Source organism: Desulfomonilaceae bacterium (assembly GCA_041662605.1).
Taxonomy (GTDB): Bacteria; Desulfobacterota; Desulfomonilia; order Desulfomonilales; family Desulfomonilaceae; genus CAJBEZ01.
Genome location: JBAZSD010000031.1, coordinates 1 through 14,032, shown reverse-complemented (window position 1 = coordinate 14,032; position 14,032 = coordinate 1). Strand labels below are relative to the sequence as shown.

Here is a 14,032-nt window from a genome sequence, read left to right as displayed (position 1 = left end):
CAATCTGAAGATATCTTTAGACGACCTGTTTTGGCCTCCGCGTTAACACTTTGTTACGGCGCCTCTATTGGATATCCGAGGCGGTAGACGGCATGATCGAGATTTTATAAGTCTTGAATGGAATGGACTAAAGATTTTTCTAATTATTACCTACTGTAACACGGCCGAGTCAATGAAAATCAGATTGGCCGACATTTAGGAAGATTTCAATGAATTCACCATATGAAGCAATCCAGGCTCTAGCCGGGGTTTTCGGTATCGAACCGGAATACACGGACAACTGGGGACGTGTTTTCAAAACACCCCCATCCGTCATAAGAAACATTCTTGAAACCAAGGGTGTCCGGCTAGACCCCAGCCTGCTTTCGACGGCCCATCAAGTCGTGACTCTAATCGCAGGTTCAATCCCGCGTGAAGTCCCCATACGTATGGACCTGACGCGATTTCTCCTCGACCTATTGAGGGAAGATGGAGTCATTACGGTGACCGAACCGGAATCCGGAATGGCCCTCGTATCTCAGCCGATCAATAATTCAAGCTTGCTTGAGGATTTTGATAAAGAGACAGGCTTAGCTGTTGTCCTGGTTCCGTTTCCGGAAAATCTGGCAATTGGTGATCACAATTTTCTGGTAACGGTCCAGAGTGGGACATCAAAATATTCTGTTAAGTTAGTAATTATTGTCGGACCTCCCAAAGCATATACCCCTCGCCTGATAGAAGACGGTCAAAAAATTGCCGGAATTGCTGTTTCCCTCTATGGAGTTCGATCAGAAACTAATTGGGGGGTCGGCGATTTTACGGATCTGGAACGGATCATTGATTGGGCTTTTGATGATCTGGGGGCTCATTTTATCGGGCTAAACCCTCTTCATGCCCTTTTCAACGCGAGTCCCTTTAATTGCAGTCCTTATATGCCCTCGAGCCGCATGTTTTGTAACTTTATCTACATTGATGTAGCTAAAGCCGCCCACCACATTTCTGAAAAGGTGGCTCACGAGATCTTGAGTGATCCTGCGATCCAGGAGACGTCGAAAAAACTCAGAGAATCTGAGTTGGTTGATTATGACGGGGTTTCTTCGTTGAAACTAAGGGCTCTCCGGGCACTTTTTGATCATTTCAGGGAGTTCTCGAGTTCTCCCGAAGTCAAAGCCGTTTACTCAGAATTTGAACGATATATAGAGCTGGGAGGAGAAAGTTTGAATAGATTCGCAACCTTTTGCGTTCTAAGAGATTTCTTCTTAGCAAAGTCACCTGATCTGAGAAGTTGGATGACCTGGCCCGAAGGCTTTCAACATCCTCGTTCTGAGGAAGTTCAGAAATTCCGAGAGAGAAACACAGTGGAAATCCTTTTTCATGAGTTCATACAGTGGATATGTGAATTACAATTGGCCGGCGCCCAGCGATACGCTTTGCAAAAGGGGATGCTGGTAGGGTTGTATCATGATTTGGCCCTCGCTGTTGACCCGGATGGAGCCGATAGCTGGTCGACACAGAAATATTTTGTTCGGGACTTCAGTGTAGGGGCTCCACCCGACGCTTTTGCTCCTGAGGGACAGGATTGGGGATTTCAACCTCCGAATTCCCATCAGGCCCGGATGTCCGGTTTCTCTCCCTTCAGAAGTAGCCTCCGAGTTGGTTGCAAATATGGAGGCGCGCTGCGGATCGATCATGTGATGCAAATTCATCAATTGTTCTGGATACCTAGAGGGCAGTCCGCTAGCGACGGTGTCTACGTCAAGGACTTTGAAGAAGACCTGTTAAATGTCCTGGCGATGGAAAGTGTAATGAACCAAACCATGGTCGTTGGTGAAGATTTGGGAACGTTGCCTTTTAATTTTCGTGAACGCCTTATTGATAGAGGGATTTACTCATACAGGATTTTCTATTTCGAGCAAGACGAGGACTTTAACCAGACTCCTTATTTTAACTATCCTGACAGGGCGTTGGTTTCCCTTTCCAATCACGACCTTCCAACTTTTTCAGGTTTCTGGCAAGGACTTGACATAGACGAGAGGCTCGCCATCGGTAGAATCAAACCTGATCAAGCGATAGTCGCTCGTGCTGAACGAACAGCTCAGAAAGCCAAGATAATCGAACGACTAGTCTCGGATGGCGTTCTGCCTCCCGAAGTCGCGCATCGGGCGTGGGAGTCTGTAGTTCCTACCGACGAACTCCATACAGCAGTTATCAGCTTCATTCTTAGGACTCCCTGTCGTCTGGCGATAATTAGCCTGGAAGATCTGTTCGCAGATGTCCGGCAGCAAAATCTGCCAGGGACAACGATCGAACGACCGAATTGGGTCACCAAGACGAAGTTTACGGTCGAAGAACTAAAGAGCCATTCAGAGGCTCTGAGTATGACCGCAAAATGCAGAAAACTTTTGGAAGATTCAGGGAGATACGTTAAATATGAGGCTTAGCTCGGTTTTCAAAACTGAGCTTGATCATGGAACCAGTACTATTTAAGAGAGGGGTGGGTTCATCGTGGTACAAACTCCAAACGCTTGATATACGGTCAACATCGGCCCTCCACCTCTCAATCTTGCGTATCGCTTCAGATTCCCATGGTAACCAGCCGGTTCTGTGCCGAATCTTTATGGACGCTTCAAGTTCTGCAGGCACTGGAGGATTGAGTAAACCGTCATCGTCCTCCTCGATTTGACTGAGATAACTAGTAAGTATTTTCAACTGCCTGCGGTTGAGTTTGCCTCTCAGGACACTTAATTTCTCCTCAACCATTGATTCCAATCGTTTTACGGCGCGATTGTTCTTTTCTTTACATTCTATTAGTTCACTCAGGAATTTATAGTTTTCACGAAATTCTGCAGGAATAGAAGACAGGTCCATATCCTGGGCGGATTTGTCCACTCTCATGGCTGCTCCATCGGTATTTTTTGATAAAGGGTCTAGTGGGCTGACTGACAGGACCGGGCACGCCGGTGTCGAGAATGGGCGTAACACGCCCTTTTAGTATTGTCAAGTATTGGTTTAGCTTTGTTTACAAAATCTTCTAATTATTAGATATATTTTACTGTTCATTTCTGGATTTATCCCCATACAAATCCTTGTGTCGCTTCAACACTTCAGGATCCAAGTGAATCTGACCTTTATACTTTTCCTTGAATTCCTGCAGGTCCTTTTTCTCTTGATACGAGAATACGGTTGTTTCTATGTTTCCTACCAACCATTCACCGTACGGCAGTTCCCTAACTAGCGCTACACCGCTCATTACCGTTGTCTGATTAACCCTCTGAGCGTGTATGAAGCAGCCCAGAAGAATTCCGATCCCAGCCAGAATGACGAAATAAAAGATAAGAATAAGTGTGCGACGCATCTACGTTTCCCTGTTCGAAGTTTTCAAATGTCGGCAAAGATTTCTACCCTATCAATGGTGTCTAAGGCGCCCAGTATATCACATATATGCACGCAGCTAACCATAGCGTGACACATGTTAGCAGTGGAGGATCCGTCAACAATAACGCGGTCGGTGAACCACCGTTTTCCTTGTGATATATGAGGTAAAGGTATCTGAAGATCCCGTACGTGACAAAAGGGATAGTCAACATCATCTTCTCAGACTGGATGTCAGTTCCTGGGCTGGCTTTTACCGAATAGAGACAATAGAAAATGAAGGTTGATGTGGTGACTACCTGTAGCAACTGATCCAGGAAACCCACGCTGTAACTCTCCAGCACCGGTCTGTGACTTACAGCCTCCCCATTGAGGAACATCACTTCGTGTCTTCTTTTTCCAAGGGCCAGGAATATAGCCACTGAAAAAGTGCATAGCACCAGCCAACTCGAAACCCCTACACTCAAGGCCGAGCTTCCGGCCAATACGCGTAAAAGGAATCCTGTGGAAATTACCAGAACGTCTATAATAACAAGATTTTTTAGTTTCCACGAATATAGACAATGTAAAATCACGTAACTGACAAGAACCCCCATTGTGAAAACGGGGAGATGAAAAAAAACTGAGGTTAGAAACATCAGCAAGATAAGGCTGCAGGCAAAAGTCAACGCAATCATGGGAGATACTGCGCCGGAAGCCAAAGGACGATTTCGTTTTAGCGGATGGATCCTGTCTTGATCCATGTCCATATAATCATTAATGATATAGGTAGCTGAGGCTGCTAGACAAAAACATATGAATACTCCAAAAGTCTTGATCGACTCGTATGGAAAGAAGAGTCGACCACTAAAAACAAGCGGCATAAGCACGAAACCATTTTTGACCCACTGGCCAGGCCGCATTAACTTTACTAATGAACCTATTGAATTCATTTAGTTTATATAATCTTTCTTGATCTGTTCTATACTTAAACCCGTTATCGAGATTTATTCGGGTTCAAGAGCTACTACCACAATAGGAATTAATAGTAAACGTTGATATATTCAGAAGTATTGGCCGATTTAGTCCAATGTCATAAATTTGTTTGTGTAGATAAGGTTGGATGACTTAATTTGATCTCTAGAACATTATGTAGAGTGGCGCTTTGAAAAATATTTTGAGCGGAGGAGTTTAATGGCCTCGATTGATCTTATGAAATCATTGACCCAGCAAGCGTCTACCAAGGCTATTTTGCTTGTTATGGACGGGCTCGGCGGTCTCCCCAGAGAAGTAGGTGGACCCACGGAACTCGAAGCCGCGTTCACACCGAACATGGACAAACTTGCCCGCGAAGGTTCAGTGGGCCTTATTAACACCGTGGACATCGGGATAACCCCTGGAAGTGGCCCTGGCCATTTTGGGCTATTTGGATATGATCCGCTCAAACATCTTATTGGACGAGGGGTTTTGGAGGCGGTTGGAATTGGTCTTACCCTTACCGAACAAGATGTCGCGGCCCGTGGGAATTTCTGCACTGTCGATCAAAATGGACTGATTACTGATCGTCGAGCCGGGAGAATTCCGACTGAAGAATGCTCGCGAATGGTTGGGCTGATTCAGGATATTACTCTCCCAGGTGTAGAAGTCATTGTGCGACCTGTTCAGGATTATCGTTTCGTCTTAATTCTCAGGGGACCTCGTTTGTCTTCGTCTTTGAACGAAACAGACCCGCAAAAAGTCGGATTAAAGCCTTTGAAGTTGAGACCGCTTGATGGATCGCTGGAAGCCCGCAACACTGCAGATCTTGTAAACCAGTGGATAGTTGAAGTTTCAGAGCGCATCAAGAACCAAAGGCCGGCAAATATGGTTACTTTAAGGGGTTGGTCCAGTGAGCCGGGGTTACCCAAATTTGAAGATGTATTCAAGATGAGAGCGGCGGCCATGGCTGTTTACCCCATGTACAAAGGATTAGCGAGCCTGGTGGGAATGGCCAAGATCGACGGTCTCAAGAATCTTGACGACCAGCTAGAGTCTTTGAGACAGAATTGGGATGCATACGATTTCTTTTTTGTTCATCACAAATACACAGACAGTAGAGGTGAAGACGGGGACTTCGATGGTAAAGTCAGGGAGATAGAAAAGGTTGACGCGGTAATTCCCAGGATACTGGATTTTAACCCTGATGTGCTGGTGATCACGGGAGATCACTCAACCCCAGCCGTCTTGAAATCACACAGTTGGCATCCAGTTCCGCTCATACTGTGGGCCCCTGGAATGACCAGGGCCAACCCTGACGTCGCTAGTTTTGGCGAGTCTCAATGTCTCAAAGGGACTTTAGGTCAGTTCAACGCGTCGCATCTCATGAAGTTGATTACGGCTCACGCTCAAAGACAAGTCAAATATGGCGCTTGATCACTTCCTATCTTTTTAGCCCAGACACCACGCAAGGTTGTGTGAAGGGCAATAGACCTGTTCCTCCGGAAAAAGTGGAGTTCATCGAAACAGGAACTGTCGTTAGGCCAATCATAAATAAGGAGTCGGATGCCTAGATCTGATGTTCACCCATCGCATGTTTTTGATTCATGGCAGGTTTGGCCGGGTTCATACGATAACCCTCCCATTTCTGAGCATTTTGTTCTTGCGCCTCACAAAGGACCAACAATTACCAGATCTACCAGAATCGCCTCGATGGGATCCTGTTTTGCCAGAGAGATCAAATCGGTTCTTTTGTGTAAGGGGTACTCTTACATAACAACAGAGACGGAACACCCCGCTTCAAAACATGCGTCGGCTGCGTGGGAGAGACTCTATAACACTTTCTCCATGCGCCAGATATTTGAGTACACTTTTGAGAAATTTGATCCGGATATCCGCTGGTGGATATCTCCCGAGACGCGGACTGTCCAGGACCCGTACCGTCGAATCATTCTTTACGATTCAATGGAACAAGCACAAGTCGACTTTGAACACCACGTGCAAATGTCCCGTCAGGTTCTTGAGTCAGCGGAAATACTGATATTGACTCTTGGATTAACAGAGATCTGGCAGGACAAGATAGATCAATCGGTGATATGTCTTCCTGCCGGTCCTTTTGTAAATGAAGGCGGGGATATGAGCCGCTATGAATTCCGGGTGAGTCGTTACGATGAAAATATGAATAATTTACGACGAATACACGACATAATAAGGCGCTATAATCCCGGATGTCACATAATATTAACCGTTTCCCCCGTTCACCTATGGGCCACATTTAGAAAAGATTGTGATGTCATGAGCGCGAGTTGTAATTCAAAATCAACCCTACGCGCCGTTGCAGACGAGCTGGTGTCTCAATGCCCGAATGTGTCGTATTTCCCGGCTTACGAGATGGCGACGATCTTCAGACCCATGAAAGGAGATTCTGTTTTTGCCAACGGTAGGGAAAATTTCCATGTCAATCAGGAAACGGTTAATTTCATTATGCGACATTTCCTTGCAGCGTACGGGGAGGGCTGAGTGAAGAACCGTTTGAGTCACGATATGTTTAATACCAAAGTATACGTCTTGGTATTTTTTTTCTGCGCCGGTCTTTATGTTATATCGTCTGGGATATCTGTTGACGCGAAAGATCCTAATGGCGGTTCGGATCAATCACGTGTAGAATTGGAGAGGTTCATCCTGAAATGGACAAACCAGGAACGTACCCACCGTAAGTTGCCGACGTTAAGGACAAACATCGCTCTGGGGAGGCTTGCGCAAACCCATTCTCAGGACCAAGCGAGAGAGCGTCTGATGGCTCACAATTCGGATAAATTTCCAAAGGGCCGGCAAACTTTTGACGAACGAATGAAAACGTTGAAGTTTCAAAAACCGGTAATATTCGGTGAGAATATATTTTGGACGAGTCGGGGCTTTCCAGCAACTTTGTCAGGTCGCGATGAATACGCTCACAAGATTGTGAGCGCGTGGATGAACAGCCCGGGGCACAGGAAAAACATTCTGAATCCAGAATTTAAGAGTATGGGGATAGGTTTTTTCGACGGATATGTCACACAATTGTTTTCTTCTCGAGAGCACGTAAGCTGACATAACTTTCCCCTGGCCGGCTCTAGCTTTCAGGTCCAATGAGTTCCTTTACAGCGGAAACGAGAAGAGCTATTGAAAGAGGTTTTTGAAAGACCCTCTTGGCCCCAAATTTAGACGCCATCTGAAGATACGAATGCGGTTCCAGCCGTCCTCCGCCAGACATCGCTATGATCTTTACGTCCGGGTCGATCTCTTTCAAGTCCATGATGGATTCAAGACCTTCTTTGTCAGGCATTATGATATCGGTAACAACCAGATCAATGTCGTTCTCACGGAACATTTTCACAGCCTCTACGCCGTTGGAAGCCTCAAGAACATCATAACCATTCATCTCAAAAGCCTGACGCAATAACCCCCTAATGGGAGGTTCATCGTCTACAACTAATATTCTAGGCAAATCCGGTCCCCTTTCCAGGTTAAATGGCAAAGACCGTTCCATAACCTTAGACCCAACTCAAATAGTCAGCATCATTAAATCAACAATTTTCAATAGTCCGGGTATTATTACTCTATTCTTAACAGAGCAATAGAGCCTATCGCAAACAATTATGACACAGACAGCAAAATTTAGTTAGTTGTGGAGTGTGTTCCTAAACAATTTCAGTGGCAAACTCAGGATAAAGTTTTTTGAGACATTCCGGGCAAATTCCGTGACTGAATTGCGCGTCCGAATGCTCCTGGACATAGACTTCAACGGCCTGCCAATAGCCCTTGTCATTTCTGATTTTCTTACAATTCGAGCAGATCGGCAGAAATCCACGCAGTGTCCTGACTTCGTTCAGCGCCTGTTGCAGGTTCAACACAAGTTTGTGGCGCTCTATAGCATATCTGATGGATCGCAGGAGTAGCCTTGAACTCAATCCCCTCTTGGGTAAATAATCTTGAGCGCCCTCCGAAACCGCCTGAGTCGCAACTTGCGAATCATCCAAGCTCGACAATAAAACCACCGGCATATTCGGGGCGCGTTGATTGAATTGCTGAAAAGTTTCGAGTCCCATACTGTCCGGCAGCGTCAGATCCATTAGAACAACGTCAAAATCTTTCTTATCAAGCAGGTCTATAGCCTCGGCAAGAGACGGAGCGTGATCAACTAATATTTTTATCTCGCGGATGACTTCGGTAATAAGATCTTTTATATATTCGACATATGCCCGATCACCTTCTACCAGCAGCACATGTATCGTATGATCATTCATGTGATCGTCCTTCTTGGAACAATGCTTCAGGCCACGGCGAACTGCCGCTAATACTATTCAAGAGGAGCCTTTTACTGCATAAAAGGGATTGACTGCTTTTTCGACATGACATACCTCGCCAGTTCTTTACCAAACTCAGAGACTATTACAGCCTCTCCAAAATTGACTTCTCTGGTGTTGATAAACTGCAACCGTAACGCGTCAGACTGTAGAAGATAGGGAACAACTCCGCAGAAAAAGAAACCTGACGACTCAAACTCCTGCGCAAAATGAGGTGTAAGCGGATCAGATAGAGGCAGATCAAGGTAAATGTATTCGATCCCCTGTTCCAGAAGTTCCCTCAGCTTGACACCGACAATTTCCGATGTGTCGGGACAATAGATTTCTATTGAAATAGACGCCATTCTAACTTCGTTATAGACCCTTACGTTGAAAGCCGTTTCACCACACTGTGTACCCCACGGAACAGCCGATTCTGAGAGTAACTCTCTTTTTAATCCCAGATGAGCATATATCTTTTCAATTATGTCTCGATAGTTCTGAGGCGCAAATATTTTATACGACTCGGAGGAATCAGAGAGCCCAAAGAAGTATACTACAGCCAATTGACGTCGTTTAACGTCTCCGGCCGAAATTAGTTTGTAATCAGATGGAGGAATATATCCTACCATAATAGCCGACTCTCTTCCCCCAACAGCCAGGCAAAGTTTTTGCGAGTAGGGGTGCAGAGTTACTGCTTCCCCTATCAAACACTTCATTTTTTTCTTACGAGCAAAGTCCATAAGGCTCAAGTGAATTCTTGACGCCAACCCAACTCCTCGGTACCGTGGATCAACGGCCAAAGATATCAACTCACCAACGGTGGCATCCGGTGGGTCAAGTCGCATCGCTCCGTGAGCGACCAACTCCCCGGAAAGATCAAAGGCTCCTATAGAAACAAGATTTCCAGCCTCAATCATTGCTTTTAGGCGATCCGGAAAATAGACATAGCTCGGACCATAAGTATATCCGTAAACCCTGTGGAAACATCTTGCGACCTTCAGCCCCTCATCAGGGAGGACCTCCCGAACCTCAATGTGGTCATGATCCGTAATTACGGAAATCTCGCTGTCTTTTGCAAGAACCGTAGAGCACGTACCGGGCTCGTAAGGGCTTGGATAATCGACATATTTTACGAACTCGAATCTTTGTCCGATCTTGCCGAGATTGACGAGGCTTACCTCATCAACCACGGGGGACTTTATCGACAGAGAAAATGGCGATGATCTCAGGGGGATATCGCTTCCTAAATCGATGGGTAGCCCTTGATGTTCGACCGCAACGACGAACTGGTCCATTCTGGTACTCAATGTTATGGCTACCGTGCTCGTCTCCGATTGGACAAGGTTTATTCCAATCACATAGTCCAGAGCATCTTTTGCCAGTTTGCCTAACTCGGAGGACTCAGACGATGAAAGCCCCTGTGACTCCGCTATACCAGCTACGAAGCTTTCAACCGCCGCGAGCAGTCGACAATCAGCGTTTACATTCAGTACCGCTAGAATATTTTCGGCCATTGATACATGCTCTTTCCAATTAAGACATTGTCAATGTCGAATATCTGCTGCCCGACTTCGGAACTCCTCAGATTTTTGGTTCCCTATGCCCTAACATTATCCATTTCTGCTCTTTTGCGTCATCCAGTCTCTTTTCCCATTCTCTCCACATAGTCCGGAGGCTATCGATCTCATTTGAAATCCTCAACCATTCACCTTCCATAGAAACAGAGGCGCTATCCATTTTATCAAAACGGTGGTTCTCAATATCCTTCAATCTTGATATCAGGTACCTTGCCTCCGTTTTTAGAGATCTAAGTTTCTTAAGAATTGCCTCTTCTTCTGGTGTTAACGCCACCTTAGGACGACAGTCACAACATTCTTCACCAGGATAACTAGGAGCAGGGCCGCATCCGCAATTGGATGTTGTGTCTGAAACAGTTGATATCATGATGAACACCTCCTGTGATGTTTACTATTTTAGATACTGAACACTGGAAAATGATTCATGATCATTAAGGCTGCAAACATCTCGAATTGAAGCTCATTTTTTTATCAACCGTGGGATTTAATGGTGTGATCTCTTGAAAGATACTGAGGGAACGCTCACCGGCATTCCGGAGTAAACGGTGTCCCACACTCAAATCGACTTAAACACGACTTGAGAAGGACAGTCTTTCTGAATGCGCATCACGCTCTAGTAATGACCAATGATATGTTCCATGAGAGTATTCATCATCTCATGGAATATGACTTTGTAACCACCAGGCCACGTGTGTCTAATTGGAGGGGGCGGAACATATCCGTAAAATTGTTGTTGAGAGCCGACCTGCTGCGAAACCGCTGTCTGGGGAGTATTGGATCCCCCGACTGGAATATTTTCAGCGTAGACAGCCACACTCAAGCTTAAAACTAGGACTACGGAGTATAGAATTATTAATCGCTTCACGACAAAACTCCCAATAAGTCGCATTTTATCTCGTAATTCGTAGAAAATCAATTCAAAATATGTTCAATCAAGTTTCCTTTGGATCTCGCCTCGCTTTTCGTTCCATTCAGAAGCGCCCATTGTATGGAGTGGCTGACCATCTACGATTACCTCCTTACCTTCAACCACAACTATGTCTCCGATCTTAAGACCTTCAGTAATCTCCGCAAATTCCGAATCCATTGAGCCTACTTTAACCCTCGTGAGTCGCGCTTTATGCTCCGCATCGACAGTGAAACACGAGTTGGCTTCATTTTCTCTAGTCTCATCGAGCAATCCCAGGATTGGTACCTTCAAAACATCAGGAACTGTTTCCAGCACAGTAGAGCCTCTCGCGTACATCCCTTGCAACAACAGCATGTCGGGATTATCAAGATAGAATCGTGACTGAAACAAACGGTTAGGCCCTGCGACACCTTGAATATATGTGAGCTTGCCCTGGAAAACTTTCCCGGGATATGCGTCTACGGTAATTTCAGCCCTAATTCCCTCAGTTTCGACCTTCTTCATGTCAAGTTTTCCAACCTCAAGATCTGTCAGAAAGGGCTCAAGTCTTATTTTCCGATAATCGCTTATTCTGAAAAGCTTTCCGCCTTCTCCAACCCAATCCCCTTCCTCAACAAAACGCTCTGTCAACAATCCCCGGATGGGAGCACGTACCTTCGTTCGCTTCAAGTCTTCGAGTGTCCTGGTGACCAATGCTTTGTCGGCGTCGACTTGCTGTAAAGAATGACGATAAATCGAAAACTTTTGATCGTAAGTCATTTGGCTTACAGCAGCCGATTTTAATAGCTCCAGGTTCTTCCCCCACTCTGTTCTATTAAATTCAAGAGTAGCCTCATCACGCTGGAGATTGGCCTGCGCCTGATCCGCTAGGGTCTTGATTTTAACGTCATCGAAAGTCAGCAGAATCTCATCTTTCTTCACCGCCCCCCCGTCTTTAACCAGTATCGCCTTGACCTGTGCGGAAACCTCGGCCGAGACGATAGTATTCACATCATAGACAAGAGACCCTGAAACATAGAGACGTTTAACGATATCGCCTTTTTCAACCGTTCTCACGCCTACATTCAGAGGCAACACCGGAGGCTTCTTCAACTTCTCGGAACACGACCCGACGATAACCCCGACGGCCAAGATGATCGCACCCAATAGCAATAAGCGGAGATAATACATCACCAGCCGATACCCCTAAGCAAGCGCCTAAAATTCCGCGGCTCATCAGTCGCCGCGTCAGCAAAATACGCTACGTTCAAAAAAACATATCCGTCGATCAATTCAAAGTCAAAACATTTACAGCCACAAGGGAAGTGATGTATTGCGTCAATAGAGGGGTAGGAAAGCGACTTCAATCGATACAGGGGCCAGATCTGAGAGCCTATTGCGGATCCGAGCGCGAATGATGCAGAATAACCACCTCTAAGGGGACCTGAACCGGTTGAAGCCTGAAGCGGGAATCACGATGGAGAACTCGAGCGATTGCATAGGAGTGTTTTTCGACCGTCCTTAAAGATAACCAGCATCCTTTCGGCTCCCGTAATCTCGAGAACTCTTCCAATCCCGAAAGAGAGGTGGTCAATGTATTCATTAGCAGCGTAGGAGTCAGTAGATTGGTAAGGCCTAGGTGAACTATCAGCAGGCAATTCAGTGAGAAAAACTTTCCACTCATTTTCAGCTTTAGCGGCCTTCGCCGCAGGACCTCTGGCGGTTTTAGCGCCAACGGAAGCAGCTTTTTTCAGCGTCTTTCCCGAAACTTTTTCGGTCGGCGACGCCTTGTAAGCATGAATAGCGTGGCAGGTGAGACATTCAACTTTTTTTACTCGGCCGCTCACTACGGCAATAACCCTATGATTCATCAACATTGTACACTTGCCGCACCAGGCGTCGATGTCATCGCCAGGACCAACTGGGACCAAGGACATAACAAAAACCTCCCTGGAAGAATTTTGAGACCCAAATTATAAAACCCCCATTCAGGGGGTTATCTGAACGGGGGTTATGGTAATCCCGGCAACGACTTACTCTCCCACGTGGTCGCCCAACGCAGTACCATCAGCGCTGGAGGGCTTAACTTCTGTGTTCGAAATGGGAACAGGTGTGGCCCCTCCGCCAAAGTCACCGGGAAGGTTTAACTATACATAGAATGATAGCGTCGCCGGCATAAAATGCCGGCGTATATATCAACCAAATAGGTGATCGAGGATACATCATATTTTTTTGAGGCATCAAGCCTCACGACCTATTAGTACTGGTAAGCTCCATGTGTTACCACACTTCCACACCCAGCCTATCAACCTCGTAATCTTCGAGGGGTCTTTAGGGGCCGAAGCCCGGGATATTTAATCTTGAGGTCGACTTCCCGCTTAGATGCTTTCAGCGGTTATCCGATCCGAACGTAGCTACCCGGCTATGCCGCTGGCGCGACAACCGGAACACCAGGGGTTCGTCCATCCCGGTCCTCTCGTACTAGGGACAGAACCTCTCAAATATCCTACGCCCGTGGAAGATAGGGACCGAACTGTCTCACGACGTTCTAAACCCAGCTCGCGTACCGCTTTAATTGGCGAACAGCCAAACCCTTGGGACCGACTACAGCCCCAGGATGCGATGGGCCGACATCGAGGTGCCAAACCTCCCCGTCGATGTGAACTCTTGGGGGAGATCAGCCTGTTATCCCCGGGGTACCTTTTATCCGTTGAGCGATGGCCCTTCCACACGGAACCACCGGATCACTAAGACCTGGTTTCCCACCTGCTTGAGATGTCTCTCTCGCAGTCAAGCTCCCTTATGCCTTTGCACTCGTCGGCTGGTTTCCAATCAGCCTGAGGGAACCTTCGCGCGCCTCCGTTACTCTTTAGGAGGCGACCGCCCCAGTCAAACTACCCACCAGACAGTGTCCTCGACCCGGATAACGGGTC

The 14,032-nt window shown here is 46.5% G+C and carries 14 protein-coding genes and 2 rRNA genes; 4 read left to right on the top strand and 12 right to left on the bottom strand.

The genetic code is table 11. The features are described 5' to 3' along the window. Positions 1-209 precede the first annotated feature (209 nt). Positions 210-2,420: a 4-alpha-glucanotransferase gene (malQ, locus tag WC647_17695; protein MFA6224137.1), complete on the top strand. Its 2,211-nt coding sequence runs from the start codon at positions 210-212 to the stop codon at positions 2,418-2,420. Here malQ and WC647_17690 read toward each other — a convergent pair. From WC647_17690 to WC647_17680, 3 genes are all read right to left on the bottom strand, one after another. Continuing rightward, entirely contained in the window at positions 2,404-2,874 is a 471-nt protein-coding gene (locus WC647_17690; GenBank protein MFA6224136.1) for a hypothetical protein, read from the bottom strand. The two genes, malQ and WC647_17690, sit on opposite strands and share 17 nt — an antisense overlap. A 154-nt stretch (positions 2,875-3,028) precedes the next feature. After that, positions 3,029-3,334, bottom strand: coding sequence for a hypothetical protein (locus tag WC647_17685; protein ID MFA6224135.1), 306 nt, complete (start codon positions 3,332-3,334; stop codon positions 3,029-3,031). A gap of 61 nt (positions 3,335-3,395) precedes the next feature. After that, positions 3,396-4,283 carry a decaprenyl-phosphate phosphoribosyltransferase gene (locus WC647_17680; protein ID MFA6224134.1) on the bottom strand — a complete coding sequence of 296 codons (888 nt, stop codon included), beginning with the start codon at positions 4,281-4,283 and terminating at the stop codon, positions 3,396-3,398. Between the two features lie 241 nt (positions 4,284-4,524). Here WC647_17680 and WC647_17675 point away from each other — a divergent pair, with 241 nt between their 5' ends. From WC647_17675 to WC647_17665, 3 genes are all read left to right on the top strand, one after another. Next, the gene (locus tag WC647_17675; GenBank protein MFA6224133.1) at positions 4,525-5,742 is read left to right on the top strand and encodes a 2,3-bisphosphoglycerate-independent phosphoglycerate mutase; all 1,218 of its coding nucleotides are present in this window, start codon (positions 4,525-4,527) and stop codon (positions 5,740-5,742) included. 129 nt (positions 5,743-5,871) lie between these two features. Beyond that, on the top strand, positions 5,872-6,825 hold the full coding sequence (locus WC647_17670; protein MFA6224132.1) for a GSCFA domain-containing protein: 954 nt from the start codon (positions 5,872-5,874) through the stop codon (positions 6,823-6,825). Further along, on the top strand, positions 6,826-7,395 hold the full coding sequence (locus WC647_17665; protein ID MFA6224131.1) for a CAP domain-containing protein: 570 nt from the start codon (positions 6,826-6,828) through the stop codon (positions 7,393-7,395). Positions 7,396-7,417: 22 nt separating this feature from the next. On the opposite strand, the gene WC647_17660 is transcribed toward WC647_17665, so the two are convergent. From WC647_17660 to WC647_17620, 9 genes are all read right to left on the bottom strand, one after another. After that, positions 7,418-7,792: a response regulator gene (locus tag WC647_17660; protein MFA6224130.1), complete on the bottom strand. Its 375-nt coding sequence runs from the start codon at positions 7,790-7,792 to the stop codon at positions 7,418-7,420. 193 nt (positions 7,793-7,985) lie between these two features. After that, a complete protein-coding gene (locus WC647_17655) occupies positions 7,986-8,591 on the bottom strand; it encodes a response regulator (protein MFA6224129.1) in 606 nt (201 codons plus the stop codon). Between the two features lie 71 nt (positions 8,592-8,662). Next, positions 8,663-10,147 (bottom strand): GNAT family N-acetyltransferase, encoded by a 1,485-nt coding sequence (locus WC647_17650; GenBank protein ID MFA6224128.1) that lies wholly within the window; start codon positions 10,145-10,147, stop codon positions 8,663-8,665. 67 nt (positions 10,148-10,214) lie between these two features. After that, positions 10,215-10,577: a hypothetical protein gene (locus WC647_17645; protein MFA6224127.1), complete on the bottom strand. Its 363-nt coding sequence runs from the start codon at positions 10,575-10,577 to the stop codon at positions 10,215-10,217. A 246-nt stretch (positions 10,578-10,823) separates the two neighbouring features. Next, entirely contained in the window at positions 10,824-11,075 is a 252-nt protein-coding gene (locus WC647_17640; GenBank protein MFA6224126.1) for a hypothetical protein, read from the bottom strand. Between the two features lie 63 nt (positions 11,076-11,138). After that, on the bottom strand, positions 11,139-12,290 hold the full coding sequence (locus WC647_17635) for an efflux RND transporter periplasmic adaptor subunit (protein ID MFA6224125.1): 1,152 nt from the start codon (positions 12,288-12,290) through the stop codon (positions 11,139-11,141). A gap of 281 nt (positions 12,291-12,571) precedes the next feature. Next, positions 12,572-13,036: a hypothetical protein gene (locus WC647_17630; GenBank protein ID MFA6224124.1), complete on the bottom strand. Its 465-nt coding sequence runs from the start codon at positions 13,034-13,036 to the stop codon at positions 12,572-12,574. A gap of 83 nt (positions 13,037-13,119) precedes the next feature. Further along, a 5S ribosomal RNA gene (rrf, locus tag WC647_17625) occupies positions 13,120-13,237 on the bottom strand. 98 nt (positions 13,238-13,335) lie between these two features. Then, positions 13,336-14,032, bottom strand: a 23S ribosomal RNA gene (locus WC647_17620); the annotation flags it as partial.

Excerpts from the sequence above, each read along its gene's own strand:
- WC647_17680 (MFA6224134.1), bottom strand. The coding sequence starts at position 4,283 with ATGAATTCAATAGGTTCATTAGTAAAGTTAATGCGGCCTGGCCAGTGG.
- WC647_17630 (MFA6224124.1), bottom strand. The coding sequence starts at position 13,036 with ATGTCCTTGGTCCCAGTTGGTCCTGGCGATGACATCGACGCCTGGTGC.
- WC647_17690 (MFA6224136.1), bottom strand. The coding sequence starts at position 2,874 with ATGAGAGTGGACAAATCCGCCCAGGATATGGACCTGTCTTCTATTCCT.
- malQ (MFA6224137.1), top strand. The coding sequence starts at position 210 with ATGAATTCACCATATGAAGCAATCCAGGCTCTAGCCGGGGTTTTCGGT.
- WC647_17675 (MFA6224133.1), top strand. The coding sequence starts at position 4,525 with ATGGCCTCGATTGATCTTATGAAATCATTGACCCAGCAAGCGTCTACC.
- WC647_17650 (MFA6224128.1), bottom strand. The coding sequence starts at position 10,147 with ATGGCCGAAAATATTCTAGCGGTACTGAATGTAAACGCTGATTGTCGA.
- WC647_17635 (MFA6224125.1), bottom strand. The coding sequence starts at position 12,290 with ATGTATTATCTCCGCTTATTGCTATTGGGTGCGATCATCTTGGCCGTC.
- WC647_17645 (MFA6224127.1), bottom strand. The coding sequence starts at position 10,577 with ATGATATCAACTGTTTCAGACACAACATCCAATTGCGGATGCGGCCCT.
- WC647_17655 (MFA6224129.1), bottom strand. The coding sequence starts at position 8,591 with ATGAATGATCATACGATACATGTGCTGCTGGTAGAAGGTGATCGGGCA.
- WC647_17670 (MFA6224132.1), top strand. The coding sequence starts at position 5,872 with ATGCCTAGATCTGATGTTCACCCATCGCATGTTTTTGATTCATGGCAG.
- WC647_17685 (MFA6224135.1), bottom strand. The coding sequence starts at position 3,334 with ATGCGTCGCACACTTATTCTTATCTTTTATTTCGTCATTCTGGCTGGG.